Genomic DNA, 23787 nt, shown 5'->3' on the forward strand with positions numbered 1-23787 from the left:
CCCGGGGGCTCAGCCCGCTCCGCGGTCCTCCCACTTGATCTCGTACGGCGAGAGCCGGATGGACGTGCCGTCCACCGTGGCCGTGACCGGCGTGGACGCCGTGTTCACGACGACCATCTGCTCGGCCTGGGCGAGCACCCGGACGCGGGGGTCGGAGGAGGTGACCTCCTCCAGCGCGATGCCGCCGTGGAACCACCGGGTGAAGCCGCTGAGGAGCCCCGCCATGGGCAGTTCGCCGCCCTCGCCGGGACGCCACAGGCAGCCGGGGCATTCGGCCCCCTCCGGCTGCTGCGGGTCCCAGTAGAGCGCGGTGGTGACGCCGCTGGTGGCGAACTCCATCATCGCCACCGCCTGCACCGCCGTACGGTGCTGCTCGGTCCAGTCGGCGGACTCGGGGGCGACGTACCATTCGGCCCACCACACGGGCAGGTCGCCGCTCTTCTCACGCAGCCACGTCGTGACGGCGCTGAACTTCTTCAGCGCGGAGAACTCGTCGGGGATGATCGCCGCCGTGTCCTTGGTGGCCGAATGCCCGTCGACGACGATGAAGTCGGCTCCGCGCTTGTTCTCGATCCAGTATTCGATGGCGTCGAGGGTGCGCTGGTCGACCGCGCCCCACTCGCCCTTGAGCTCGGACTCCCCGCTCTCGTTGCTGTCGATCGGGATGTAGGGGCCACCGACCTTGATGTCCTTGTCGACGGCCTTGAGCGCGTCGTAGACAGTGTTGTAGAGCCGGGTGTAGGCCGCGGCATCCCAACTGTTGGTCGCGTTGTTCCAGAAGCCTTTGAACTCGTTCCACACCATGAAGTGCTTGACCGTCGGGTAGCGCTCGGCCACGGCGACGGCCAGACGCGCGTAGTCGTCGAAGAACTCCTCGTGCGGGGCCACGGTGTTCCTGTCCCAGTCGGTGCGGCCCTCGACCCCGCCCTTCATCCAGTCGGGGGCGCAGCACAGCGTGATGACGGGCTGCCCCTGGGCCGAGGCCATGAACGTGAGCCGCCGGTCGAGGGTGCCGAAGTCGTACTTGCCGGGAGCGGGTTCGGGGTTGTCGGCGCCCCACCCCATGATGTGCTGGTTCTGGAGCATCGGGACCCGGCTGAGCAGGTACCGCGCGGCGGTCTCGGCCTGATGCCCCTCCTCGGCCGCGCTGAACTGCGTGTGGGTGACCCCCCAGCGCGGCCATCCGTCGGTGACGGGCGGCGGGGGGAGGCTGGGTGCCGGCTGGGTGGGTGCGATGTTCATGGCGACGCCCCGCGACTCCGTCGGTCTTCCCGCGTACATCATGATGGCGACGACCAATCCCAGGGCGACCGCCGCCACTCCGAGGGCGACAGGCCAGCTCGGCCGTCCGCGTGCATGACGTCCTGGGGTCGGGATCACCTGGTCCTCCGAGTCGCATTTTCACCGCAATGGTGCCGGGCACGTGATGTGTCGGGCATTGTCCACACCGTACCGAGGAACCGTTGTGGTGGAGGTAAGCCGACTTGCTGCGGCCCGGCCAAACGGCTGATTTCGGGCACGACACACCGTAATAGCAGAGGAGATCCCTTACGATGGCATGACACACTCGACGCCATTCTGACGGTGAGGGCCCTTGACCGGCCTCCATTGACCCAGAGCGAGCGTTCCTCCTTGAGGCGCACGGACATACACGGGTGCGGCCACCGGCCGGTGACCTGCTGCGCGAGGCGGGAAGAGCGCGACGCACGACAGAAGGCAACGAGGCAGCTCAGCTTCCACTCGACGGTAGGAGCCCATGCGCGTCTCAGTGGTTCACCCCCGCGACCTCGGAGAGCCCGAGGTGGCCCGATGGAGGGCACTCCAGGCCGCCAACCCCGCGTTCGACAATCCGTTCCTGTCGCCCGAGTTCACCGTCACGGTTGGAACGCTCCGTGGCCACGTCCGCGTGGCGGTCCTGGAGGACGGTGGGCAGATCACCGGGTTCTTCCCCTTCGAGCGCCACCCGTTCGGCATCGGCAAACCGGTCGCGGCCGGGCTGACCGACGCGCAGGGCATGGTGTATGTCAAGGACCTGGAGTTCGACCCGCTCCGACTGCTCCGGGCCTGCCGCCTGTCGGTCTACGAGTTCGACCACCTGGTCGGCGGCCAGCCGCTGGAGGACGGCAAGGGCGACGTCCACCCCTCGCCGATCATGGATCTGAGCGCGGGCTTCGACGCCTACGTCGCCACCATCAAATCCACGTCCTCCAAGACCTACAAGACGACGCTCGCCAAGGGACGCAAGATCGAGCGGGACTTCGGACCGCTGCACCACGACTACGGCACGGTCGACGCCGAGCCGATGTCCGCGCTGCTCGGCTGGAAGACCGACCAGTACCGCCGCACCGGGCGCACCGACCGGTTCGCCCAGCCGTGGATCGTCGAGCTCGTGCAGCGCCTGCTCCATATCGACACCCCGGACTTCGGGGGCGTGCTGGACATGCTCTACGTCGACGGGAAGCCGCTGGCCGGGCACTTCGGACTGCGCACGGCCACCACGCTGGTCGGGTGGTTCCCCGCCTACGACACCGCGTTCGCGAAGTACTCCCCCGGGCTCATGCACCATCTGGCGATGGCCGAGCGCGCCGCCGAGGCCGGCATCGGCGTGATCGACCTGGGCCGGGGTGAGAAGGAATACAAGGACAAGCTGAAGACCGGCGAATACACGGTGTCGGAGGGCCGCCTAGCCCGCGCCGGAGCGGGCGCCGGCGTCCACTGGATCCTGCGCGTCCCCATCCGCACCGCGCGGGGCACCGTCCTGGCCAACCCGGCGCTGTTCAAGGCCGCCGACCACGTCCTCAAGACGTTCGGTCGCATGCGTACGGCTCTGAAGCCGTGAGCGCGGGCCACCTGACGGCCGCGCCGGGGGACGAGGGGCGCGGACGCACCCCTGAGGCGCTCATCGCCGACCGCACCGGCCGCCACTGCGTCTACCTGCCCTCCAACCGCCTCGGCCTGTACCTCGCGCTGCGGCATTGGTGCACCCCGGGGCAGCGGGTGCTGATGTCGCCGATCTCCGCCGATGAGATCCTCTTCCTCGTCATCGCCGCCGGTCTGCGGCCGGTGATCGCCCCGTTGTCGCCCGCGACGGGGAACATCGACACCTCCCGCGCCAACATCGGCGCGGTCGACGCCGTGCTCACCACCAACCTGTACGGCCTGCCCGACGACATGCGGGCGTTCACCGGCAAGATCCTCATCGAGGACGTCGCGCACGCGATCGAGACCACCGTCGACGGCCGACCGCTCGGCACCTTCGGAGCCGCGGGCGTCTACAGCCTGTCCAAGCACGCCGCGGCGGGCTCGGGCGGCGTGCTCGCCGTGGCCGACGCCGCCGACGCCAAGGCCCTCGCCGCCGAGCGCGACCGGCTCCTCATGCCCGGGTCGGGCGGGCGCGAGCTGCTGAGCGTCGTCACCTCGATGGCGCGCCACGCGGCTGTCAAGCTCAACCTGGTCCGCCCCGCGCTGTGGCTGTCCCGCCTGCTGGGCATGGAGGAGAAGCGGGAGGGCTACCGCATCGCCCTGCGCGCGGACGAGTTGCGGGCCGCGCTCCCGCAGGCGCCGGCGCTGCGGCCGTTCGCCTCGTGGATCCAGGCCGACCTGCACGACTTCCAGGCGCGGCGCGGCGCCATCGCCCGGTGGTACCAGGGGCGGAAGGTCGCCGCGCTACCCCGGCAGCGCGAAGCGCGGCTGGCCGGTGTGCGCCTGCTGGCCACGCTGCCGAGTGTGGCCAAGGGTGTGCGCGCCCACCTCGACCAGCCGCTGTTCCGGGTGCCGCTGCTGGTGGAGGACCGCGACCGGGCCATCGCCGAGTTGGAGGGGCGCGGCGTGCCGATCGGATTCCTGTACGACCCGCCCTACGACGACTACGCGCCCGGTTTCGCCGAGCCGTCCCCCTCGCCTCAGCGGGCCAGGTGGTGGGGGGCTCACGCGCTTCCCATCGACCCGGTCTACGCCCACCGCGCGATGCCGGTGCTCGAAGGGCTCACGCCGACGACCCCTCCGCCGTAGCCGACCGAACGGCCACCCCCGCGGCCGTGCCGCCGCCCGTCTCCGCGGCGTCCGTCTCCGCGGCGTCCGTCTCTGCGGCGATCAGCTCGGCGACGACCTCCATCGCCCGCCGCAGGTCGGCCGGCGACGCCGAGCCGTACCCGATGACGAGCCCGTGGACGCGCGCGACCCCCTGGTGGAACCGCGCGAGCGTGTCGAGGGCGACCCCGCGCTCCTCCGCCGCCGCCACGATGCGGGGTACGGCGGGGCCGGGCAGTTCGACCACGACGTGCAGCCCCGCGGTGTCCCCGCGCAGCGGGGTGACACCGCGGAGGGCGTCGACCACGGCCGCCCGCCTGCGGGCGTATTCCAGCCGCATGCGTCGCAGGTGCCGTTCCAGGTCGCCGCGTTCGAGCAGGGTGGCGACCGCGGCCTGGGCCGGGCCGCAGGTGCGGTCGGCCAGGTCGTCCCTGGTCCTGGCGACGGCCGCCAGCAGTTCCGGCTCGGCGACGAGCCAGCCGACGCCGACGTCGGGCGTGAGCGACTTGGACAGGGTGCCGAGCAGCACCACCCGCGCCGGGTCCAGGCCGTACAGCGCGGGCAGCGGCGCCACGTCGTAGCGGAACTCGGCGTCGTAGTCGTCCTCGATGATCGTCGCGCCGGTGCGGCGGGCCCAGGCGAGCAGCCTCTCCCTGCGCGGGATGGGGAGCCGTCCGCCGAGCGGGTACTGGTGGGCCGGGGTGGTGTACAGCACGCGCAGGTCGTCCGGCAGCCGCTCCACGATCACACCGTCGTCGTCGACGGGGCACGGCACGACCCGCGCTCCCCGCGCGGCGAACACGTTGCGCGCCACCCGGTAGCCCGGGTCCTCCACACCGGCGAGGTCGCCGGGGCGCAGCAGCGTGGCCGCCACGAGGTCGAGGCCGTTTCCCGCGCCGCGGGTGACGAGCACGTCGGCGGGTTCGACGGGCATGCCTCTGGCCCGGCGCAGGTGGACGGCCAGGGCCTCGCGCAGGCGCGGAAGGCCGTACGGGTCGGGGTCGTCGGCGGGGGGCAGGTCCGCGGCCCGCCGCCAGGCGCGGCGCCAGGCCGCGTCGTCGTAGTCGTGGACCCAGGGGTGGCCCGGCCGCAGCTCGATCAGCGGCGGCCTGCCCGGCGCGGGGGCCGGGGCGGCGTCGCCGTTCGGCGCCGGACCGGCGGGCGGCACGTCGCCTAACCCGGCGACGTAGGTGCCCGAGCCGTGGCGCCCCTCCAGCCACCCCTCGGCGTAGAGCTGCTGGAACGCCTCGGTGACCACCGTACGGCTGACGCCGAGCTGCCTGGCCAGCCCCCGGCTGGACGGGAGCCGCTCGCCGTGCTTGAGGGTGCCGTCGCGCATCGCCGTACGCAGCGTGTCGCCGAGCTGGGTCGCCAGCGGCGCGGGCGCGTCGCGGTCGAGCGTGACCGGGAGGTCGATGTGGCGGCGCGGCGAAGACGGCACAGTGGTCTCCTCAAACCAACCGATAGTGGCCGTACTTAACGTGTCCACTATTACCTATGGTGAGCACCATGCTCTCAGCCACACCCCGCACCGCGCTCGGCCGCTCCAAGGAACGCGGCCGGCGCGACCGCCAGGCGCTCTACGACGTGCTCGACGCCGGTCTGATCTGCCACCTCGGCGTCGTCGCCAGCGGCGCGCCCATGGTGGTGCCCACGGGATACGGCAGGATCGGGGACACGCTCTACGTCCACGGCTCGACCGGGGCCCGGTCCCTGCGCGCGGCGGCGGGCGCCGAGGTGTGCGTGACCGTGACCCATCTCGACGGCATCGTGCTCGCCCGCTCGGTCTTCCACCACTCGGTGAACTACCGCTCGGCCATGGTGTACGGCACCGCCCGCGTCGTCGACGACCCCGACGAGCACGTGGCCGCCCTGCGGGCGCTCAGCGAGCAGCTCGCCCCCGGGCAGTGGGACGCAGTGCGCCCGCCGACCCGCAAGGAGCTGGCCGCGACCACCGTCCTCGCCCTGTCCCTGGCGGAGGCGTCGGTGAAGGTCCGGCAGGGGCCGCCGTCGGACGACGAGGAGGACTACGCGCTGCCGGTCTGGGCGGGTGTGCTGCCCGTGGAGACCGCGTTCGGCGCTCCGGAGCCCGACCCGGCGCTGCCTCCCGGCACACCGGTGCCTGAGCACATCGCGGGAAGAAAAATGGCCCTATACCAATAACTCGGTGGATCACGCAAACCCAACCGGCGAGTCGCACGTCATAACAGGTGGAACCAGCACCACCGGCCGGACTGGAGAGCGGTATGGCGGCGACCGGTGAATGGAGAGTGCCCGGCTACACCGAGGTGCGCGAGCTCGGCGCGGGCGGCGGCGGCCGTGTCGTGCTGGCCACCCACGATGCGTCCGGCACCACGGTAGCGATCAAGTATCTGCCTCCCGCGCTGCGGCGGGACCCGAGATTCGTGCACATGTTCGGCCATGAGGCCAGAGTCCTCATGGACGTGCAGGACCCCAACATCGCCCGCCTCTACGAATACGTTCAGAACGACGCCGGTTCGGCCATCGTCATGGAGGCCGTCGACGGCGTACCGCTCCGGGCGCTTCTGCGCGAACACGGGTCGACGGGCCCGGAGGCGGCGCTGGTCGTGCTGAAAGGCTCCCTCACGGGGCTCGCGACCGCGCACTCCCTCGGAGTGGTCCACCGCGACTACAAGCCCGAGAACGTGCTCGTCCAGGCCGACGGGGCGAGCAAGCTCGTCGACTTCGGCATCGCCGTACGGCAGGGCGATGTCACGCCGGTCGCGGGCACCCCGCCGTACATGGCGCCCGAGCAGTGGGCGGGGTCGCCCGCCTCGCCCGCCACCGACGTCTACGCGGCCACGGCGGTGTTCTTCGAGTGCCTGACCGGGCACAGGCCGTACCGGGCGACCGCGCACACGGTGCTCATGCGTCAGCACCGGTCCGCGCCGATCCCGGTGGACGAGGTGCCGGAGCCGGTGCGCGGGCTCATCGCGCGGGGGATGGCCAAGGACGCCGCGGCGCGCCCGCCGGGGGCGGCGGCGTTCACGGCGGAGCTGGAGCTCATCGCGCGGGAGGCCTACGGCGAGGACTGGGAGGAGCGGGGCCGCCGCAGGCTGGCCCTGCTCACCGGCGCGCTCGTCGCCCTGTTCCCCTTCGGTCCGCAGGTGCCGCAGACCACGACGACGCTGTTCCGGACGCTGCTCGGCGCGATGCGGCGCAACGCCGCGAAGCTGGCCACCGGAGCGGGGGTAGCGGTCGTGGCGGCCGGCACGGCCGTCTACGTGCTGGCGAGTACGGCGCAGCGGTCCAGCACCATCGACATCGTGGCGGCGGATCCACCGAGCTCGGCGGCGCCCGCCGTGGTGGCGCCGCCGCCCACGAGCGAGGGGCCCGAACCCGGGGTGTCGCCCACCGCGAGCAGCACGACGCCCCCTGCCGTCACACCCACGCCGCCGTCGAGCGGGACCGTTCCGAAGCCGCCGGTCTCCTCCCCCGCCTCCCCGCCCACCACGCGACCTTCCACCATCCCGCCGACATCCCCGCCGACGGCTACCTCCCCGACGGCTTCGTCCCCCACGACGACGCCTTCCGCCACCAAGGTCACCGACGTGCGCGTGTCGCTCGGGATCGCCGACGCGCCGGGGAGCACCGCCCGCGCGGCCGTGCGGGTCGACACCGACGGGCCGGGGACCGTACGGCTGTTCGCCGCCTTCCAGGTGGCGGGCGACACGGTGGCCTCGCGCACGCAGACATTGAACGGCGCGCGCGAATACGCCCGGGCCCTCAGCCACACCTTCGAACAGCGCCCGTGCGGACAGACGGTCCGTGTCACCGTGCGTGCGGAAGGCGAGGCCGGGTCCGTCGAGGACGTCGAGGACACGGCCTCCGTGCGCGTCACCTGCCCGCGCACGCCTGAACCCGAACCCAAGCCCGAACCCAAGCCCGAGCCCGAACCGGAGCCCGAACCTGAGCCCAGGCATGAGCCCGAACCCGAGCATGAACCCGAGCCCGGACCGCGGTCGGACACCCCCGGCACGCCAGAGTCACCGACCGGTCACTCCATACACAGTCGTGATTAATGAGCAAATAGGCGACTGGGGTTACTAAACTACGGTCCGTTCTATTTTGGGTCGGGGCCCACAAGCAATAGGGAGACCGTTTATGTACGGCACGCCGACGCATTGGCGGGTCCCCGGTTACACCGAGATCCGCGAACTCGGCACCGGAGCCGCCGGACGGGTCGTCATGGCCATGCGTGACCACGACGGCGCACACGTCGCCATCAAATACCTGTCCGAGCAGCTCCGCATCGACGTCGGCTTCGTCGCGAGCTTCCGGCACGAGGCGCGGCTGCTCGCCGCGCTCGACAGCCCATACTCCGCCCGGCTCCACGAGTACGTGGAGACCGGCGACGGCGCGGCCATCGTCATGGAGCTGGTCGACGGCGTGGCCCTGCGCGCCATCCTCAGCTCCGAAGGACCCACCGGGCCCGAAGCGGCCCTGACCGTGCTCAAAGGCTCGCTCCTCGGCCTCGCCGCCGCGCACGGAGCGGGGCTGGTCCACCGCGACTTCAAGCCGGAGAACGTGATCGTCGAGGCCGGGGGCACGAGCAAGCTCGTCGACTTCGGCATCGCCGTACGGGCCGGCGACGGCAACACGCCGGCGGGCACCCCGCCGTACATGGCGCCGGAGCAGTGGGCCGGAGCACCGGCGGGACCGGCCACCGACGTCTACGCGGCGACGATCGTCTTCTACGAGTGCTTGACGGGCGCGCGGCCGTTCCGCGGGCAGAACATCGCGGCGCTGGCCCGCCAGCACCAGAGCTCGCCGCCGCCGATCGAGGAGGTGCCGCAGCCGCTGCGCGGCCTCGTGGAGCGCGGCATGGCCAAGCACCCCATCGAGCGCCCTCCCTCCGCCGAGGCCTTCCTGTCGGAACTGGAGGAGGTGGCGCTCGCGGGGTACGGGACGGACTGGGAGGAGCGCGGCCGAGCCCGTCTCGCCGGTCTGGCCGGCCTGCTGGCGCTGCTGTTCCCGATGCCGCCCCAGCAGGCCGCGGAGACCTCGACCGCGATCACGCACACCACGCTGGAGGGCGCCGGAGGGGCGCCCGCCACCGGCCTCGCCGTGAAGATCGCCATCGGCGTGGGGTGTGCGGCGCTCATCGTCGGCGTCACCACCACGGTGGTGGTGAACTTCAGTGAGGGCACGGCTCTCCAGTCCCAGACCTCCACGCTGACCCCGAGCGCCCCCGCGACCGGCGACGCCTTCGGAGACTCGCCGGAGATGCCCGACGAGCCGAGCGACACGCCCGAGGATCTCAGTCCCACGACCGATCCGGGCCTCGAACCGACCGTCGGCCCCTCGGCCGTCTCCTCGGTGGTGCCCGTGGCCGACCGGCCCGGCGGCCCGTCCTCGGCGCCCTCCCCGGCTCCGTCCACGGGCACGCCGTCGCCGAGCCGTACGGCTTCCACCGCCCCGCCCACCCGCACGCCGAGGCCCGAGAGGACCCGAGCCACCCCCACCGCCGCGCCGACCGAGGAGGCGGGCGAGACCGGCAACCTCAACCCCGACCGACCCGAGCCGGGTCGGCGGACCGAAGAGCCCGAGCCGACGCCGACGGCCACCAGGACACCCCCGCGGCCCACTCCGCCGCCGACGACCACGCCGCCCGCCCCCACTCCCACGGACAGTGGCGGTGGGACCGAGAGCCCGGCGCCGACGGGGTCGGTGTCCTCCTCCGCCTCCGCGATCGCCCTCGGGCTGATGACGTCATTAACGCTTCCAGTCACAATTGCCGTGAGGCGGGTAAGCGGACGACATCGGAAACGGCGGTAGAGAATGACTGGACGGGGTGACATCGCCGGGTTCCGGCTCACCCTGAGATCCAGGGCCGCCGAACTCGGCACCTGGACCGACGCACGCGGGCCCGAAGGCGCACCCGCGGGAGCCCTGCTGTTCGACGAACGGCTGATCGCCGACCCCGCGGCCCGCGACCGGCTGGTCGCCGCCGTACTCACCGACCGCGACCTCCGGCAGCGGGCCATCCCCGGGCTCATCCCCACCGCCGACCTCGTCGGCGGCGGGGATGAGGTGTGGCTCCTCACCGCACAAGCGGTCAACCCGATCCTGGCCGAACTGCTCGCCCCCTCCGGCACCCCCGCACCCGGCGTGCCCGAGGCTGTGGCCGTACTGACCGACACCGCGCGGACCCTGCTCGCCCTGCACGAGGCAGGGCACACCCACGGGGCCGTACACCCCGGCACCGTCGTGATCGGCGACGACGGCCACGCACGGCTCGCCGAACGCGGCCTCTCCGACGCGCTGCGCGGGAGGGCGGCCTCCCCCGAACGCGACCTGGCCTCCTGGGCGTCGCTCGCGCGCAGCCTCGCGGGCACCTGGGCGGCCGGCACGCCGAAGGCGGCACAGACGATCAGCGCGGCGGCCGGGCTCGCCCCGGCCGAAGGGCTGGCCGAAGCGCTCAATGTCCTGTCGGACGCGGGCCGCCCAGGCCGTGCCGTACTCGCCGCACTGGCACGGCGGCGGACAGAGACAGGGTCGTCCTTCGCCATAGGAGGCGCCCCGGCAGACCCGCCTACGCTGCGCCGCGAAGCGCCCGACGAAGGGGAGATCGTCACCCTGCTCGGCGCCCCGGCGCCGCCGGGCGACCTCGGAAGCACACAGCACCCCTACAAGTCGGGCGGCGACGACACACGGGGAGACGAAGTACGGTTCGGCCCGGGAGTGCCGGTGCCGACAGAGGCCGAGAGCATCTGGCGGGCGGGACGCGAGCGGCTCCAGACCGTACACGCGCAGCCGCGCCACGACCAGCGGGCCGCCCTCTGGCGGCGGGGCCGCACGATCGGGGCCGCGGTGGTGTTCGCGGTGATCGTGGTGGCGGTCGTGCTCGTATACCTCAACCAGGGCCCCGCGCTGGCCGTGTCGGCGGTGGACATCAAGGCCCCGAAGAAGGTCCAAGGGTGCGGCACCACGGTCACGATCAGCGGCACGATCAAGACGAACGGCTCCTCGGGCGAGGTGCGGTACGAGTGGCTGCGCAACGATAGGAAAGAACCGATCCGCCAGACGGACACGGTGTCATCCGGATCCACCTCCCACGAGGTCAGCCTGAAGTGGACGGTGGAGGGGCCCGGCGACTTCACGGGCATCGCCACCTTGAGGGTACTGTCGCCGATCGCCGAGGGCGGCAAGGTACAGGACAAGGCCACCTTCACCTATAGGTGCTGACGTTTGATCGCGCGCCTCCGGCGCGCGGCGAGGGGGCTCTTGACCCGCCCCCTCCCACTCCCAGGCCAGCCGGGTCCCGAACGGGAACGGGCCGAAACGGCCGACTCCCGACACGTCGGCCAAGCAGTATTTATTGCGCGCCTCCGGCGCGCGGCGAGGGGGCTCTTGATCCGGTATCTTCCCTCCTCACTCTGGTCGCTTCGCTCCCTGCGTTCGTCAGTCCAGACACCGGCGCCCCCTCGCACTCCCAGGTCGGCCGGGTCCCGAATCGGTAGGGGCTTCGGTCGGGCGGAGTCCGTGGTTGGCCACTACTCCATGAACCGTCCCCTCGCGCTCTCAGGTCGGCCGGGTCCCAGAGCTTGGGCGGCCGGTTTGGCGGGTCCCGGTAGGTAGGGCTTCTTCGTCATCCAGCGCATTTCACTGACAATGCGTGACAATCTCATTGTTACTAGTCTGACGCCATGACCACGCAGACCCCCGCAGGCTGGTATCCCGATCCGTACGGCTCGCCTCAGCTCCGGTGGTGGGATGGGCGCCAGTGGACCGATGCCACGCACGCGGTGGATTCGGCCCCCGGCTCGGGGCGGTCCGAGCCGGGCAGCGGTCCCACCGCGACCATGCCCATTCCCCCGGGTGCAGCGCCCGCGCAAGGCCCGGGAGCGCTGCCGCCTCCGGGCCGTATGCCCCCGCCCGCCGAGCGGCAGCAGCCCCCCGGCCCATGGGGCGGACCCTCCTTCACTCCCTCGGCCGCGGGACACCACGGGCACCCGGCGCCACCGGGACACGCGGCTCAGCCTGGATATCCCGGCCCTCCTGGCGGGACGGCGCAGTTCCCTTTTCCCGACTTCGCCGCCTATGGCCCGCCGCCCAAGCGCGCCACGCCCGTGTGGGCGTGGGTCACGGGCGGGATCGGGGTGGCGGTCGTCGTCGGCCTCATCGTTGTGGCGGCGGTGTTCATCGTGAACCGGGATGAGGGCAGGGCGACCCCCCTGGCTCTGCCGACGCCCGCTCCTGTGGAGCCCAGTCTGCCCGCCCCCGTCCCCACCCTGCCGCAGCCGGACCCGGTGCCGACGAGCTTCCCGCGGCCGGTGGACGGGCGGATCACCGACCCGGCTACCGGCCTGTCCTACGCCTTCCCCGGAAGCCCGTGGAGCGTGCCCCAAGCCGACGCGGTCAACGAGGCGCAGAGCAACCCCGGCACTCCGGTGTGGACCAGCGCCGTCCACGCGGTCTCCCACGCCAACTACGACGGCGAGGGCAGAAACTGGATCGGCAACGTGTACACCGCTCTGGTTCCGGAGGTCTTTCCGTACAGCGGACCGGAGAACCTCCAGCAGACCGCCGTGAACCTCTTCAACCTGTTCAACCGCGAGTACTACAGGCCGCCGCACGACTTCCGGGTGCTCAAGGACCAAGAGCTCAAGATCGACGGCAAGAGCGCGCATGTGATCGAGTTTCAGCTGGATTTCGGGAAGGAAGCCGAAGAGAGTGGATGGAAGTGGCGGATGGAGAGCGGTGCGATCGTGCTCGTGGACCGTGGGGCCGGGGAGCGGCCCGCGATGCTCTACGTGTCCGTGCCCGACAATCTCAAGCCTGCCTTGGTGAAGCAGGTTCTTGAGTCTCTCAAGGTCTCGTGAGGGGAGCACTACGCTGGGAGGCATGAGTGACCTGCTGGTCTGGATCGACTGTGAGATGACCGGGCTCGACCTCGGCCGTGACGCGCTTATCGAGGTGGCCTGTGTCGTCACCGACGGCGAGCTGAACCAGTTGGACGAGGGGGTCGATGTGGTCATCAAACCACCCTCCGAAGCGCTGGACCAGATGTCGGAGATCGTGCGCGAGATGCACACCGCCTCCGGCCTGCTCGACGCCCTCTCCGGGGGCGTCACGCTGGCCGAGGCCGAGTCCGTCGTCATGGATTACATCCGAGGCCATATCCCCGAGCCCAAGAAGGCCCCCCTCTGCGGCAACTCCATCGCCACAGACCGTTCCTTCATCGCCCGCGACATGACGACCGTGGACGCCTACCTGCACTACCGGATGATCGACGTGTCCTCCATCAAGGAGCTCGTCCGCCGGTGGTACCCCCGGGTCTACTTCGCCTCCCCTGGCAAACAGGGCGGGCATCGGGCCCTGGCGGACATCACCGAGAGCATCCAGGAGCTGCGCTACTACCGCGCCACCGTCTTCGTCGCCCAACCCGGCCCCGACTCGGCCACCGCCCGGGAGCTCGCCGACACGGTCGCCACGCCGAAGAAATCAATGGCGTAAGAGCTCCGAAACACCGCTACACTTTTCATGTGCCCGCTGAGACGGGGACATGGTGGGTGTAGCTCAGTTGGCAGAGCGCCAGGTTGTGGTCCTGGATGTCGTGGGTTCAAGTCCCATCACTCACCCCATCGGGCGGCCGGTTCCTTCGGGAAACCGGCCGCCCTTTTCTTGTGCCCTTCTCCCCGGCTTCGGCCGCAGGCGTTCGAAGGCTGCGGGAACCACTGTTCGCCGCAGGTCAGAGGTGGTGCAGAGGGGGTAGGGCAGCGGCATGACCGTTGTGAGATTTCAGGATCTGCCGCTCGCCGACCGCGATCGGAAGTGGGATGGCACCGCCGCGGAGAAGCATGTGCGGCAATGGGCGGACGCCGAGGACGAACCCGATGCCGCCTACCGAAACGCGCACGTGTGGTACGACGGCGACAACCCCGAGAACTTCGGGAGTTGCAAGCTGCTGATCGCCGATGTGATCGACGGGAGGCTCGAGGCCGTCCCGCGCGCCGTGATGGCGGCCGGCAACATCATGCAGGGCGCGCGAGGCGGGATAGACCTTCCCCAGGGAGACATCGAAGGGGTGAAGAAGCATCTCGCCCGTTGCTACTCGAAGGTGACTCCTCCGCCTCCGGATGGATGAGACCGCCCCCTGGGAGCGCTGATGTGGGAGCGCTGATCTAAGAGCGCCGATAGAGATCTTTAACCGCGGGGCCGCGCGCTTCACGTACGGAAAGAGCGGGCGCTGAGAGCTGCCCGAACATGAGGATTTTCCCATGAAACCATCCTTCAGCAGTTAGTTCTCACATCCATGTCCGTTGATTGACTGACTTCCCCCCAAAATTGGATATTGCGAGTTATGCTCGCTGACAACCACAACGACCGTTGGATGGGGTGCCACGGTAAAGCTGACCATGTTCGTGCCACGGAGGCCGGATGAGAGTCGACGACCCCGCATTCGAAGGCGGACACACCGACGTCCGCCTCGCAAGCGGCCTGAGCAAGCGCGAAACCGAAGTCATGGAACTGATCGCCGTCGGGCACTCGAATGGTGAGATCGCCCAGCGTCTGTTCCTCAGCGAGAAAACTGTCAAGAATCATGTCAACCGGATCTACGCCAAGCTCGGCGTGGACTCACGGGTGACGGCGATCGGCCTCTGGTCGAGTATCTCCCCACGAGAACAGCACATTCAAAGCCACGGGGCTTGAACCTGGCCCCAGGCAGGGGTCGGCCTTATGTGTCGCGGTACTCGGAGCCGCGGCGGCCGGCCGTCGCCGGCCGCCGCGGGCCGCCCGCCAGGGGGACGCTCAGACGCCCTCCGGCGGGGTGATACGCGCCTGGAGGCGGTAGCCGTCGACGACCACGAAGAGCGGGTCGCCGGGAGAGGCGTTCAGGTGCCGCAGCACCGGCTGCAGCGACTCGAACAGCGGCTGGCGGTCCCCCCAGATGAGCATCACCATGTGATAGTCCGGCCCCGTGAGCGGCCTGAGCGCGCGGGGCCGCATGCCGAGCTGGGTGGCGTATTCCTCGGGCACCGTCACGGGGCTCCCGCTCAGGTGGTCGACCGTCACATGCCCGATGAAACGCCACGCCGGTTCGGTCACCTTGCTCTGGAGGGCGCCGGCGGGGTCGACACTCGCCCAGACCTGCAGATGCTTGATCATCTCGTCGCGCCGCTCAAGCTCCTCGTTGAGGCGCTCGATGTGCTGCAGGGCCTCCTTGAGCGCGAACTTGAGCACGGCGGCGTCATGGGCCACGTTCTCCACGTCCACCAGGGGGCGGCGCACGGGGAGAGGGGGCGGCCCGCCGGGCCGGGGCCGTACGCCCTGCGGTTTCGCCCCGCGCAGCGCGGACACCGCGTTGCGTTTGGAGGAATGGATCTTGGTCCAGGTCTTCTGCCACGCCGGCAGCTGGTCGACCACCCCGCAGGCGCGCACGATCTCCTCCACCACCGCCCACCGGGGCAGCGTGGTGCGGTTCAGCGCGTCACTCAGCGTGCTGCGGACAAGCTTGCCCTCCGAACGCTCGACGAGCTGGCGCAGCGACAGCCCCGCCTGGCTCTTGAGCTGGCGAAGGTGCTCCACGAAGGCGGCGGCGCTCACCGTCCTCGTCAAGTCCGGCGCCGGTGGGCGCGGTACGGCGAAGGCCCGGCGAGGCGGTTCCACCTCTTTCACATCGGCCAGGGACCTGCGCGTGTCCTCCCAGCGCTGCTGCCACTCGTCCCGGTCGCCTCCGCAGGCGCGCGCGTAGGCGAGCGTGACCGCCAGGGTCGGCAGCCGGTGGCCCGCAGCGGCCTGGGACAGCACGGACTTGGAGAAGTAGCCCTCCTTGGCGAGCTGATCGTAGGTGGGGTTTCCCGCACTTGTTCTGAGTTCCCGGAGAGCCTTGGCAAACTGCGCCAGCGGCCCGTTTCCGGTGATCGGGGATTCGCGTCGTGGCACTCGTCGTCACCGGCGACCGTAACTGGATGTCAGCGGATCTCAGCGGCACTGCCGCCGATCGCCTGCCGACAGCAGCCCCCGGGTCGTCGCACGGAGAGAATAAAGATCTTGGTGGCGGTCCATACGCGCGTCCTCAGGTGAAGGGCTTGACAAGGCCTTGTGGTCCGGGCACGTCCGCCGTGAGGCCCCCCGTGGTTGCCGCCCCAGGGGATCACGATCAAACGTTCAAGACCAATCTTGGCCCCACCGACGACTGTTCAGGAGGAAGTCTTCATGATCCCAACAATGACGACGTTTCCCCCCGACTAGGCACTTCTCTGGAAGGAGCCCATTATTCTGCGCAGGCCGTCCGGAATGTCCGAGTCGATCAACCTACCGGCTCTCCAAGTGGGTCGCATCGCCCCAGCTCACCACCACCCGTAGCCAGACACGCCGATCGTCCGGCCCGTCTTACGTACCGGACAACCGCCGGACACGCTTCCCTTGAGACATACGCGGCTTCGACGCCGCCGTCCATGCGCAGTCTGGTGGTCCGGACGAATGCTGGAAAGTGTCCGAGGGGGCTTTCCGTTGCCGCGGGAAGCCCCCTCTCCAGCACGTTAACGTTGTTTGTCCGAGGTCGCACCACACGTCTGAGGTGCATACGCCCTAGATTGCCCTCTGTACCTGCTCGCCCCGGAACATGCGTCCATGCCCCTGCGCGGCACTGCGGCGTGCCGCCGCCCGTGAGGCCGCGGCGTGCCGCCGCCCTTCAGGCCGACACGGTGAGTGCGTCCCCCCGCAGTGCGGGGAGGGCGCGGGCGAAGGCGGTGAGCCCGTGGGCGATCTCCTCCCGGGTGATGTTGAGAGCGGGCCGCAGCCGTACGGAACGTTCCCCGCATGGCAGGACGAGCACACCTTCCCGTTCGCGCAGGAGGGTGACCATGGTGTCCCGGGCGGCGGTGCCGGGCAGGTCGAAGGCGCACATGAGGCCGCGGCCCCGAACCGCGCTGACCAGGTCGGGAGCGCTCTCCGCGAGTTCCCCGAGCCCGGCGAGGAGGACGTCGCCGAGTACGGCGGCGCGCGGGATGAGGGCGTCCCGCTCAATGATCTCCAGCATCCGGCGGGACCTCACCATGTCGGCGAGTCCGCCGCCCCAGGTGGAGTTGATCCGGCCGCTGACGCGGAAGACGTTGTCGGGGACGTCGTCTATCCTGCGCCCGGCCATGATCCCGCCGACCTGGACCTTCTTGGCGAAGGCCACGATGTCCGGCTCAAGTCCGAGCTGCTGGTAGGCCCATGCCGTACCGGTCGCCCCGACGCCGGTCTGGACCTCGTCCAGGATGAACAGCGCGTCGTGTTCCCGGCAGAGGCTCTGCACGGCCTGGAGGAACTCGGGACGCAGGTGGTTGTCACCGCCTTCGCCCTGGATGGGTTCGGCGATGAAGCAGGCGATGTCGTGCGGGTGGCGCGCGAAGGCGGCGCGGGCCTGGGCTAGGGCGCGCTCTTCTGCGGCCTCGACCTCGCCGGCGTGGATCGCGGGCACGTCGATGCGGGGCCAGTCGAAGGTGGGGAACCTCGCGGTCTTGTTGGGATCGGTGTTGGTGAGGGACAGGGTGTAACCGCTGCGGCCGTGGAACGCCTTGGTCAGGTGCAGCACCTTGGTGCCGAGATGGGCGGGTTGGCCGTGGGCCTCGTTGTGGCGGCTCTTCCAGTCGAAGGCGGCCTTCAGGGCGTTCTCGACGGCCAGGGCTCCGCCCTCGACGAAGAACAGGTGGGGCAGGGCCGGGTCGCCGAGCACCCGCGCGAAGACGTCGGCGAAGTCGGCGAGGTGGCTGCTGTACAGGTCGGGATTGGCGGGCTTGTTCGCGGCGACGCGTCCGAGCAGCGCGAGGAACTCGGGCTCGTCGTCAAAAGGGTTCACGCCAAGGGGGGCGGAGGCGAAGAAGGTGTAGAAGTCCAGATATCGGCGGCCGGTGGGTTCGTCGACAAGCCAGGACCCCCGGCTGCGTTCGAGGTCGAGGACCAGCTTGTAGCCGTCCACGAGCAGATGGCGGGCGAGACGGTCGTGCACGTCCATGTCCCCTCCACGTTGAGTCGGACACACGCGCTAGATATTCCCCCGTTTGGCCACATCTATCTGAAAGTTTCCATCAGAAGTGCAGCTTCACTCAACCATCTCCTGTCATGGCTCCCATCGAGGCGCGGTCAGCCGCTTCAGCCTGGAGGAGAACGCCGCCTCTCTGCCACTCACCACGCCTCTCCCGCTCACCACGATCGTTGCCTGTGGAGAGAGGCAGAGACACCAAGTGCGTCCCAAATGTCAGTCGAGAGTGATGCGGACCGCGACGGTGCCGGCACGGCCGCGGCGCAGGCGGCTGCTGAGGACCAGCACGCGGGCCGCCATGCCGTACTTCTTCACGATCAGCCTGCGCACTCGCTCGGTGTGCGCCGCCGGGAGCACCTCGGCGGTGCCGGGGTGGCTCTCGCCCAGGACCCGTCCCCGCACGTCGCACGGGGCGATCTTCACCCTCGGGTTGTTGCGGATGCGTTTGACCTTGCCGGATCCCTCGACGGTCCAGACGACCAGCGCCCCACCGTCGGACGCGACCCACAGGGGTGTGGACACAGCACGACCGTTACGGCGATAGGTCGTAACGGATACGTACTGCTCCGCACCAAGTTGGTCAAGGATCGCCATGGACGCAGACTATGCGGCGGAATACACCACCAGCGACACGGCGATGTACTGGACCACGTACGCGGCGATGGTGAAGGAGTGGAAGACCTCGTGGTAGCCGAACCATCGGGGTGAGGGGTCGGGGCGGCGCAGGCCGTAGATGACGCCTCCGGCGCTGTAGAGCACACCGCCGATGAGGACCAGGATGACGGCGGCCACGCCGGCGCCGTGGAGCAACTGGGGGACCACGAAGATCGCGGTCCAGCCGAGCAGGATGTAGAGCGCGGTGTAGAGCCATCGGGGGGCGCTCATCCACACCACGCGGAACAGGACCCCGGCGATCGCCCCCGTCCAGATGACCGCGAGGAGCGTCACCCGCGCGACGCCGTCCAGGGCGAGCAGCGCGAACGGCGTGTAGGTGCCGGCGATGATCAGGTAGATGTTCGCGTGGTCGATCCTGCGGAACGCCTCCGCGAGGCGGGGGGACAGCGTGCCGCGGTGATAGGTGGCCGAGACCCCGAACAGCAGCCCCGACGTCACGGCGTATATCGCGGCGCCGATCCGCGCCTGGAGCGTCGGCCCGAAGGCCACAAGAACGAAACCCGCGATAACCGCCGCGGGCAGGGCGCCCGCGTGCAACCATCCTCGTAGTCGGGGCTTGGAAAGCCCGAGCGTGCTCATCGAAAACCTCCCGAACCTACGGTACCGTAAGTTACGCACGCGTAGCTTGTGACCCTCGTTACACGTCACATCCCCGCGAGAAAGCGCGCCGCCAGCGGCGCCGCCACGCGGCCCCCGGAGCCGCCCCCGAGCACGAGCACGGCGAAGGCGAGATCGTCCTTGTATCCCATGAACCACGCGTGGGATGGGCCGGCGTCGGCTTCAGCCGTACCGGTCTTGCCCGCGGTGCCCGCCGGCAGCCCGGCCGATGACGCGGTGCCCTCGCTCACGACGGCCCGCATCATGGACCGCACCCCCTCCACGGGCCCGGCGGGCAACGGCACCTCCGCGGGCTGCCCGGGAATGTCCTCGACCCGCTGGGGCATCAGCCGGGGCGCGCGCCACGTGCCGTCGGCCACGGCGGCGGCGAGTACGGCCATGCACAGCGGCGTGACGCGCACGGACCCCTGCCCGATGGCGTCGGCGCCGAGCCAGTCGGCGTCGGAGGGCTCGCTGATCTGGCCGCAGCGCCCGCTGGCGCCGCCGGGCGCGAGCGATCGGCCGAGCCCCGCGGACTGCGCCGTGTCGTACAGCGCCCGGCGGGAGGGGAGGCGGGTGATCTGCTCGATCATCGTGGTGTTGCAGGAGTGGGCGAAGGCCGACCTCAGGCTGATCGTCCCCCGGTCGATGTGATTGTCGTTCTGGAAGCTCCGGTGGCCGCGGATCGTGTAGGTCGCCGGGCAGGCCACCTGGGTGTCGGGGGTGAGTCCCGACGACAGCAGCGTGAGCGCTGTCACCACCTTGAACGCCGAGCCCGGGGGGAACTGGGAGACGATCACGTTGTGCTCGCTTCCGAGGCGGTCGGCGAGCGCGAGGATCTCCCCCGTGCCCGCTTTGACCGCCACGATCGCGGCGGGCCGGTCCACCCCGTCGAGAGCACGGGCCGCCGCGGCCTGGACGCGCTGGTCGAACGTGGTCTTGACGCGGGTGGCCTTGGGCGGCTTGAACTCGGCGAGCCTGGTGGGCGCCGCGCCCGGCTGCTCCGCCTCCACCACCCAGCCGGTGTTGGAGTCCTCGTGCCCCTTCATGAGGGCCTTGACATAGAAGTCGGCCGCGCTGTCCTTGGGGAGGGGATCTCCGGATCTGGTGACCAGCTCGACGCCGGGGGCCTCGATCGGTGTCAGCCACACTCTGCCGCCGCCCTTGAGGTCGGGGTGGAGGGTCTCGGGCGCCCATCTGACCTTCCACGCGTCGTCGTCGACGACCAGGTGCAGGGTCGAGGAGAACGGCCACGAACCGATATCGCGCAGTATGCGCTCGCCGTGGAAAGGGAGTTCCGCGCTTTTCTCACCGGTGCGTTTGAGGACGCCCGCGGAGAGTGTCAACTCCGTCACCCTCATGGTTTCGGCGAAAGAGCGGTGCCGGTCCTGGAAGTCATTCGGCGGCTTGGCGACCAGGCGCCGCATCGCGGTCAGGTCGCTCTGCTCCCATGCCGCGAGGTAGTCTCGCGCCGTCTCCTCGGGGCTGCCCAGCACCTCCGGGGGCGCTGTCAGCGTTGTGACGAGGGCGTACGCGCCGGCACCCATCAGGGTGAGCACGGTGGCGAGGAGCACGTAAAACCCACGTCTAGGCATACGGTTTCTCCCGGAAGAATGGTCTTTCAGGGGTATACCAGTGCTATCCACTTGATAGGGGACTAATTTGACGGTCAGGCGTGAATCTCGTGAACCGATGCCGGGTCGTTACTCCGTGACCTTCGGCGAGATCGAGCTGCTGCGCGACCTCGACCGTCCGGGGGGTTGGATTCTCACCAAGGACGGCGTTCCCCAGTCCTATGTAGACCTCGACGATCCCACCTATCTCGACTTCGAATACGTGCGTCTCATGGCCGACGTCATCGACGCGCTGCCCGAGGGCCCCGTGGACGCCGTGCACGTGGGGGGCGGCGCCTGCACGCTCCCCCGCTACCTGGCCGCGACACGGCCCGGATCGCGACAGATCGTGGCCGAGCCGGACGCCGGGCTGGTGCAGTTCGTCCGCGACCAACTCCAGCTGAAATCCGTCCCCCGGCTCAAAGTGCGCATCCTGGACGGCAGGAGCGCCGTCACCGCGCTCTACGACGACTCCGCCGACGTGTTCGTGCTCGACGCGTTCAGCGGCGCCGTCATGCCGGTCGAGCTCGCGACGGTCGAATACATGGCCGATGTGGCGAGGGTGCTGCGCGACGGCGGCACCCTGCTGGTGAACATCGCCGACGGCAAAGGGCTGGCGTTCACCAGACGGGTGCTGGCGACCGTGCACGGCGCCTTCCCCCATGTGGTGCTGCTCGCCGAACCGGGGGTCATGCGGGGACGCCGCTTCGGCAACCTGATCGTGGCGGCCTCGGTGCGGGAACTACCCGTGGACACACTGGCCCGCCGCGCCGCCGGCGGCCTCACGCAGGCGCGCTGCACCCACGGGAAGGCCCTGGTGAACTTCATCGCGGGCGCCGCCCCCATCCGCGAAGGGCAGCCCGTCGTGGCCCCCGTGCCGCCGGCGTCGGTGTTCGGCGACTGAACGGCGGCCACGCGGGGTTCAGGCGAGCCCTCCGCCGTCCACGACCAGGGCGCTGCCCGTGACGAAGCTCGCGTCCTCGCAGGCGAGGAAGAGTACGGCTCGCGCGATCTCCTCGGGTGAGCCCGCCCGGCCCATCGGCCGGTCCGCCGCGTCGGCGGCGAAGGCGGTCCAGTCCTCCGAGAGCTGCCTGGCCTCGTCCCGCAGCATGGGGGTGTCGGTGTCGCCGGGGTTGACGGAGTTGACCCGGATGCCGGCCTTGGCATGGTCGATGGCCAGGGCCCGGGTCATATTGACGACCGCGGCCTTGGAGGCGCAGTAGGACAGCGCGTTGCCGCCGCCCTTGAGGCCCCAGCCCGAGCCGGTGTTGACGATCGAGCCGCCCGAGGTCATCGCGGGAACGGCGTGTTTGCACATCAGGAAGACCGATCGCACGTTGACGGCCATCACGCGGTCCCACTCCTCGACCGTGGTGCCGAGGGCGTCGGCACGGCGGATGATCCCCGCGTTGTTGAACAGGACGTGCAGACCGCCGAAGGTGTCCACCGCGGCCCGCACGACGCGTGCGCAGTCGTCCTCGACCGACACGTCGGCCGTCACCGCCACCGCCCGGCCGCCCGCCTCGGCGATGTCGCGCGCGGCCGAGGCGGCGCCCGGGCCGTCGAGGTCGGCCACCACGACCGCCGCGCCCTCCCGCGCGAACAGCAGCGCCGTGGCGCGCCCGATCCCGGACGCGCCTCCGGTGACGACGGCCACCTTGTCTTTGAGCTTCACCGCGTCTGTGAGCTTCACCGCGCCTTTGAACGTCACCGCGTCAACACCCTTCGAGAGACCTCACACACCCTCACACAGCAGATAAGAAGATATGCGGTCGGTCTTTCCGGGTGCTCGCGGCCCGCGCGCTCAGGAGGCGGCGTGCGGCTTCAGCGTGAGGCAGGCGACCCTGGCCCCGGCCGTGCCCGCCTCCGGACCCTCAGGGGTGGTCTTGCGCTCATGGATGATCAGGGAGCCGGGCAGCCGGTCGGGGGTGTAGGCCCACGACTGGCGGGCCGTCGCGGTGCCCGCGCCCGTGCCGTCGGTCGTGAAGTCGAGCCAGACCTCGTTGTGGGGGTTGGCCATGTGGTGGCTCGGCGCGCCGGGGGTCTGCGCGTGCTGGTAGTGCGGGCCGGAGTCGTCGGGCTTGGCACCGCAGGGCTTGGTGTGCAGGTGCGCGCCGTAGGTGCGTGAGGGCAGCATGCCCTTGACGGTCAGCGTCGAGACGGTGGTGGAGTCGACCGATTCGGAGACCACCGCGCCCTCCGCGCCCTTGGGCACGAGCTTCGGGTCGTAGGCGACGGCGGTGGCGCCGGGCTTGTAGGGCTCGAACGTGCCACCCCCGGTGAGGCGTATCGCCATCGGGTGGACGGTCGGCGTCGGATCGTGGGCCTCGGGACGGCCGGCCTCCTGGGCCGCCCCGCACCCTGTGGTCAATATGGCCATGAGAAGTGCGGCGACTCGCATTTCCCTCTCCTCGGTGAGCAGACGTGTGAGCTCGACCACTCTAATGAGTGGTCGAGCCGTTACGCACCGTGAAGCGCCGCCGGGCCGGGAAGCCTGACGCGACCCTGGGACTCCACCTACCTGTGCCCCTGTGCCCCTGTGCCCCTGTGCCCCTATGGCCCTATGCCCCGTGCTCGGCGGCGATGCGGTCGATGTCGGCCGCGAGCTCGAAGTCGCGCCCGGTCAGGCCACCCGCGTCATGCGTCGTCAGGGCGAGGTGGAGCCGGCGCCACCGGATGTCGATGTCGGGGTGGTGGTTGATCTCCTCCGCGCGTACGGCGATGGCGTCCACAATGCGGATCGCCGTGGGGAAGTCGGGCGCCGCCACCGTGCGGCGGATCTCGTTCCCCTCGCGCCGCCACTCGGGCACGCCCGCGAGGCGCTCGCTCACCGCGTCGTCGTCAAGCAGTTTCATCGCACCAGGACATCACGGGGCG

At 70.3% G+C, this 23787-nt stretch carries 21 protein-coding genes and 1 tRNA gene; 12 read left to right on the forward strand and 10 right to left on the reverse strand.

Annotation, left to right across the window (positions count from 1 at the left end; all coding sequences use genetic code 11):
* Window positions 1–9: 9 nt before the first annotated feature.
* The gene (locus tag BLQ73_RS17240; RefSeq protein WP_245691149.1) at window positions 10–1380 is read right to left on the reverse strand and encodes a GH39 family glycosyl hydrolase; all 1371 of its coding nucleotides are present in this window, start codon (window positions 1378–1380) and stop codon (window positions 10–12) included.
* Between the two features lie 376 nt (window positions 1381–1756).
* On the opposite strand from BLQ73_RS17240, the gene BLQ73_RS17245 reads away from it, so the two are divergent.
* Together BLQ73_RS17245 and BLQ73_RS17250 are read left to right on the forward strand one after the other, a co-directional pair.
* Window positions 1757–2839 (forward strand): GNAT family N-acetyltransferase, encoded by a 1083-nt coding sequence (locus BLQ73_RS17245; RefSeq protein WP_176955512.1) that lies wholly within the window; start codon window positions 1757–1759, stop codon window positions 2837–2839.
* Window positions 2836–4011, forward strand: coding sequence for a DegT/DnrJ/EryC1/StrS family aminotransferase (locus BLQ73_RS17250; RefSeq protein ID WP_218125900.1), 1176 nt, complete (start codon window positions 2836–2838; stop codon window positions 4009–4011). The genes BLQ73_RS17245 and BLQ73_RS17250 overlap by 4 nt, the downstream gene beginning before the upstream one ends.
* On the opposite strand, the gene pdxR is transcribed toward BLQ73_RS17250, so the two are convergent.
* Window positions 3986–5470, reverse strand: a complete 1485-nt coding sequence (gene pdxR / locus BLQ73_RS17255; protein ID WP_245691150.1) for a MocR-like pyridoxine biosynthesis transcription factor PdxR — start codon at window positions 5468–5470, stop codon at window positions 3986–3988. The genes BLQ73_RS17250 and pdxR overlap by 26 nt on opposite strands.
* A 68-nt stretch (window positions 5471–5538) precedes the next feature.
* Here pdxR and BLQ73_RS17260 point away from each other — a divergent pair, with 68 nt between their 5' ends.
* The 9 genes from BLQ73_RS17260 to BLQ73_RS17300 all read left to right on the forward strand — a co-directional run bounded on the left by BLQ73_RS17260 (window position 5539) and on the right by BLQ73_RS17300 (window position 14706).
* Window positions 5539–6192, forward strand: a complete 654-nt coding sequence (locus tag BLQ73_RS17260; protein ID WP_093171564.1) for a pyridoxamine 5'-phosphate oxidase family protein — start codon at window positions 5539–5541, stop codon at window positions 6190–6192.
* Window positions 6193–6275: 83 nt separating this feature from the next.
* The gene (locus BLQ73_RS34630) at window positions 6276–8072 is read left to right on the forward strand and encodes a protein kinase domain-containing protein (RefSeq protein ID WP_093171491.1); all 1797 of its coding nucleotides are present in this window, start codon (window positions 6276–6278) and stop codon (window positions 8070–8072) included.
* An 82-nt stretch (window positions 8073–8154) separates the two neighbouring features.
* Window positions 8155–9828, forward strand: a complete 1674-nt coding sequence (locus tag BLQ73_RS17270; protein ID WP_093171492.1) for a serine/threonine-protein kinase — start codon at window positions 8155–8157, stop codon at window positions 9826–9828.
* Window positions 9829–9831: 3 nt separating this feature from the next.
* Window positions 9832–11238 carry a protein kinase family protein gene (locus BLQ73_RS17275; protein WP_093171493.1) on the forward strand — a complete coding sequence of 469 codons (1407 nt, stop codon included), beginning with the start codon at window positions 9832–9834 and terminating at the stop codon, window positions 11236–11238.
* Window positions 11239–11699: 461 nt separating this feature from the next.
* On the forward strand, window positions 11700–12875 hold the full coding sequence (locus BLQ73_RS33465) for a DUF2510 domain-containing protein (protein ID WP_093171494.1): 1176 nt from the start codon (window positions 11700–11702) through the stop codon (window positions 12873–12875).
* 22 nt (window positions 12876–12897) lie between these two features.
* Window positions 12898–13509, forward strand: a complete 612-nt coding sequence (gene orn / locus BLQ73_RS17285) for an oligoribonuclease (protein WP_093171495.1) — start codon at window positions 12898–12900, stop codon at window positions 13507–13509.
* A 52-nt stretch (window positions 13510–13561) separates the two neighbouring features.
* Window positions 13562–13637: transfer RNA gene (locus tag BLQ73_RS17290), tRNA-His, on the forward strand.
* A gap of 140 nt (window positions 13638–13777) precedes the next feature.
* Entirely contained in the window at window positions 13778–14140 is a 363-nt protein-coding gene (locus BLQ73_RS17295; RefSeq protein ID WP_245691151.1) for a hypothetical protein, read from the forward strand.
* A 293-nt stretch (window positions 14141–14433) separates the two neighbouring features.
* A complete protein-coding gene (locus BLQ73_RS17300; protein WP_093171496.1) occupies window positions 14434–14706 on the forward strand; it encodes a helix-turn-helix domain-containing protein in 273 nt (90 codons plus the stop codon).
* A gap of 99 nt (window positions 14707–14805) precedes the next feature.
* On the opposite strand, the gene BLQ73_RS17305 is transcribed toward BLQ73_RS17300, so the two are convergent.
* The 5 genes from BLQ73_RS17305 to BLQ73_RS17325 all read right to left on the reverse strand — a co-directional run bounded on the left by BLQ73_RS17305 (window position 14806) and on the right by BLQ73_RS17325 (window position 20892).
* Complete coding sequence (locus BLQ73_RS17305; protein ID WP_093171497.1) at window positions 14806–15939, reverse strand: helix-turn-helix domain-containing protein; 1134 nt, start codon at window positions 15937–15939, stop codon at window positions 14806–14808.
* A gap of 751 nt (window positions 15940–16690) precedes the next feature.
* Entirely contained in the window at window positions 16691–17998 is a 1308-nt protein-coding gene (gene lat / locus BLQ73_RS17310) for an L-lysine 6-transaminase (RefSeq protein ID WP_093171498.1), read from the reverse strand.
* A 243-nt stretch (window positions 17999–18241) separates the two neighbouring features.
* Window positions 18242–18619, reverse strand: coding sequence for a PPOX class F420-dependent oxidoreductase (locus BLQ73_RS17315; protein ID WP_093171499.1), 378 nt, complete (start codon window positions 18617–18619; stop codon window positions 18242–18244).
* 9 nt (window positions 18620–18628) lie between these two features.
* Window positions 18629–19279 (reverse strand): PAQR family membrane homeostasis protein TrhA, encoded by a 651-nt coding sequence (gene trhA, locus BLQ73_RS17320; RefSeq protein ID WP_093171500.1) that lies wholly within the window; start codon window positions 19277–19279, stop codon window positions 18629–18631.
* A gap of 65 nt (window positions 19280–19344) precedes the next feature.
* Complete coding sequence (locus tag BLQ73_RS17325; RefSeq protein WP_093171501.1) at window positions 19345–20892, reverse strand: penicillin-binding transpeptidase domain-containing protein; 1548 nt, start codon at window positions 20890–20892, stop codon at window positions 19345–19347.
* A gap of 97 nt (window positions 20893–20989) precedes the next feature.
* On the opposite strand from BLQ73_RS17325, the gene BLQ73_RS17330 reads away from it, so the two are divergent.
* Window positions 20990–21814, forward strand: coding sequence for a spermidine synthase (locus BLQ73_RS17330; RefSeq protein WP_093171502.1), 825 nt, complete (start codon window positions 20990–20992; stop codon window positions 21812–21814).
* An 18-nt stretch (window positions 21815–21832) separates the two neighbouring features.
* On the opposite strand, the gene BLQ73_RS17335 is transcribed toward BLQ73_RS17330, so the two are convergent.
* From BLQ73_RS17335 to BLQ73_RS17345, 3 genes are all read right to left on the reverse strand, one after another.
* Complete coding sequence (locus BLQ73_RS17335; protein WP_245691152.1) at window positions 21833–22621, reverse strand: SDR family NAD(P)-dependent oxidoreductase; 789 nt, start codon at window positions 22619–22621, stop codon at window positions 21833–21835.
* A gap of 93 nt (window positions 22622–22714) precedes the next feature.
* Window positions 22715–23311, reverse strand: a complete 597-nt coding sequence (locus BLQ73_RS17340) for a superoxide dismutase family protein (RefSeq protein WP_093171503.1) — start codon at window positions 23309–23311, stop codon at window positions 22715–22717.
* 160 nt (window positions 23312–23471) lie between these two features.
* Window positions 23472–23765, reverse strand: coding sequence for a 4a-hydroxytetrahydrobiopterin dehydratase (locus BLQ73_RS17345; RefSeq protein ID WP_093171504.1), 294 nt, complete (start codon window positions 23763–23765; stop codon window positions 23472–23474).
* Window positions 23766–23787 lie beyond the last annotated feature (22 nt).

This window comes from Sinosporangium album, assembly GCF_900100605.1.
GTDB classification, from domain to species: Bacteria; Actinomycetota; Actinomycetes; order Streptosporangiales; family Streptosporangiaceae; genus Sinosporangium; species Sinosporangium album.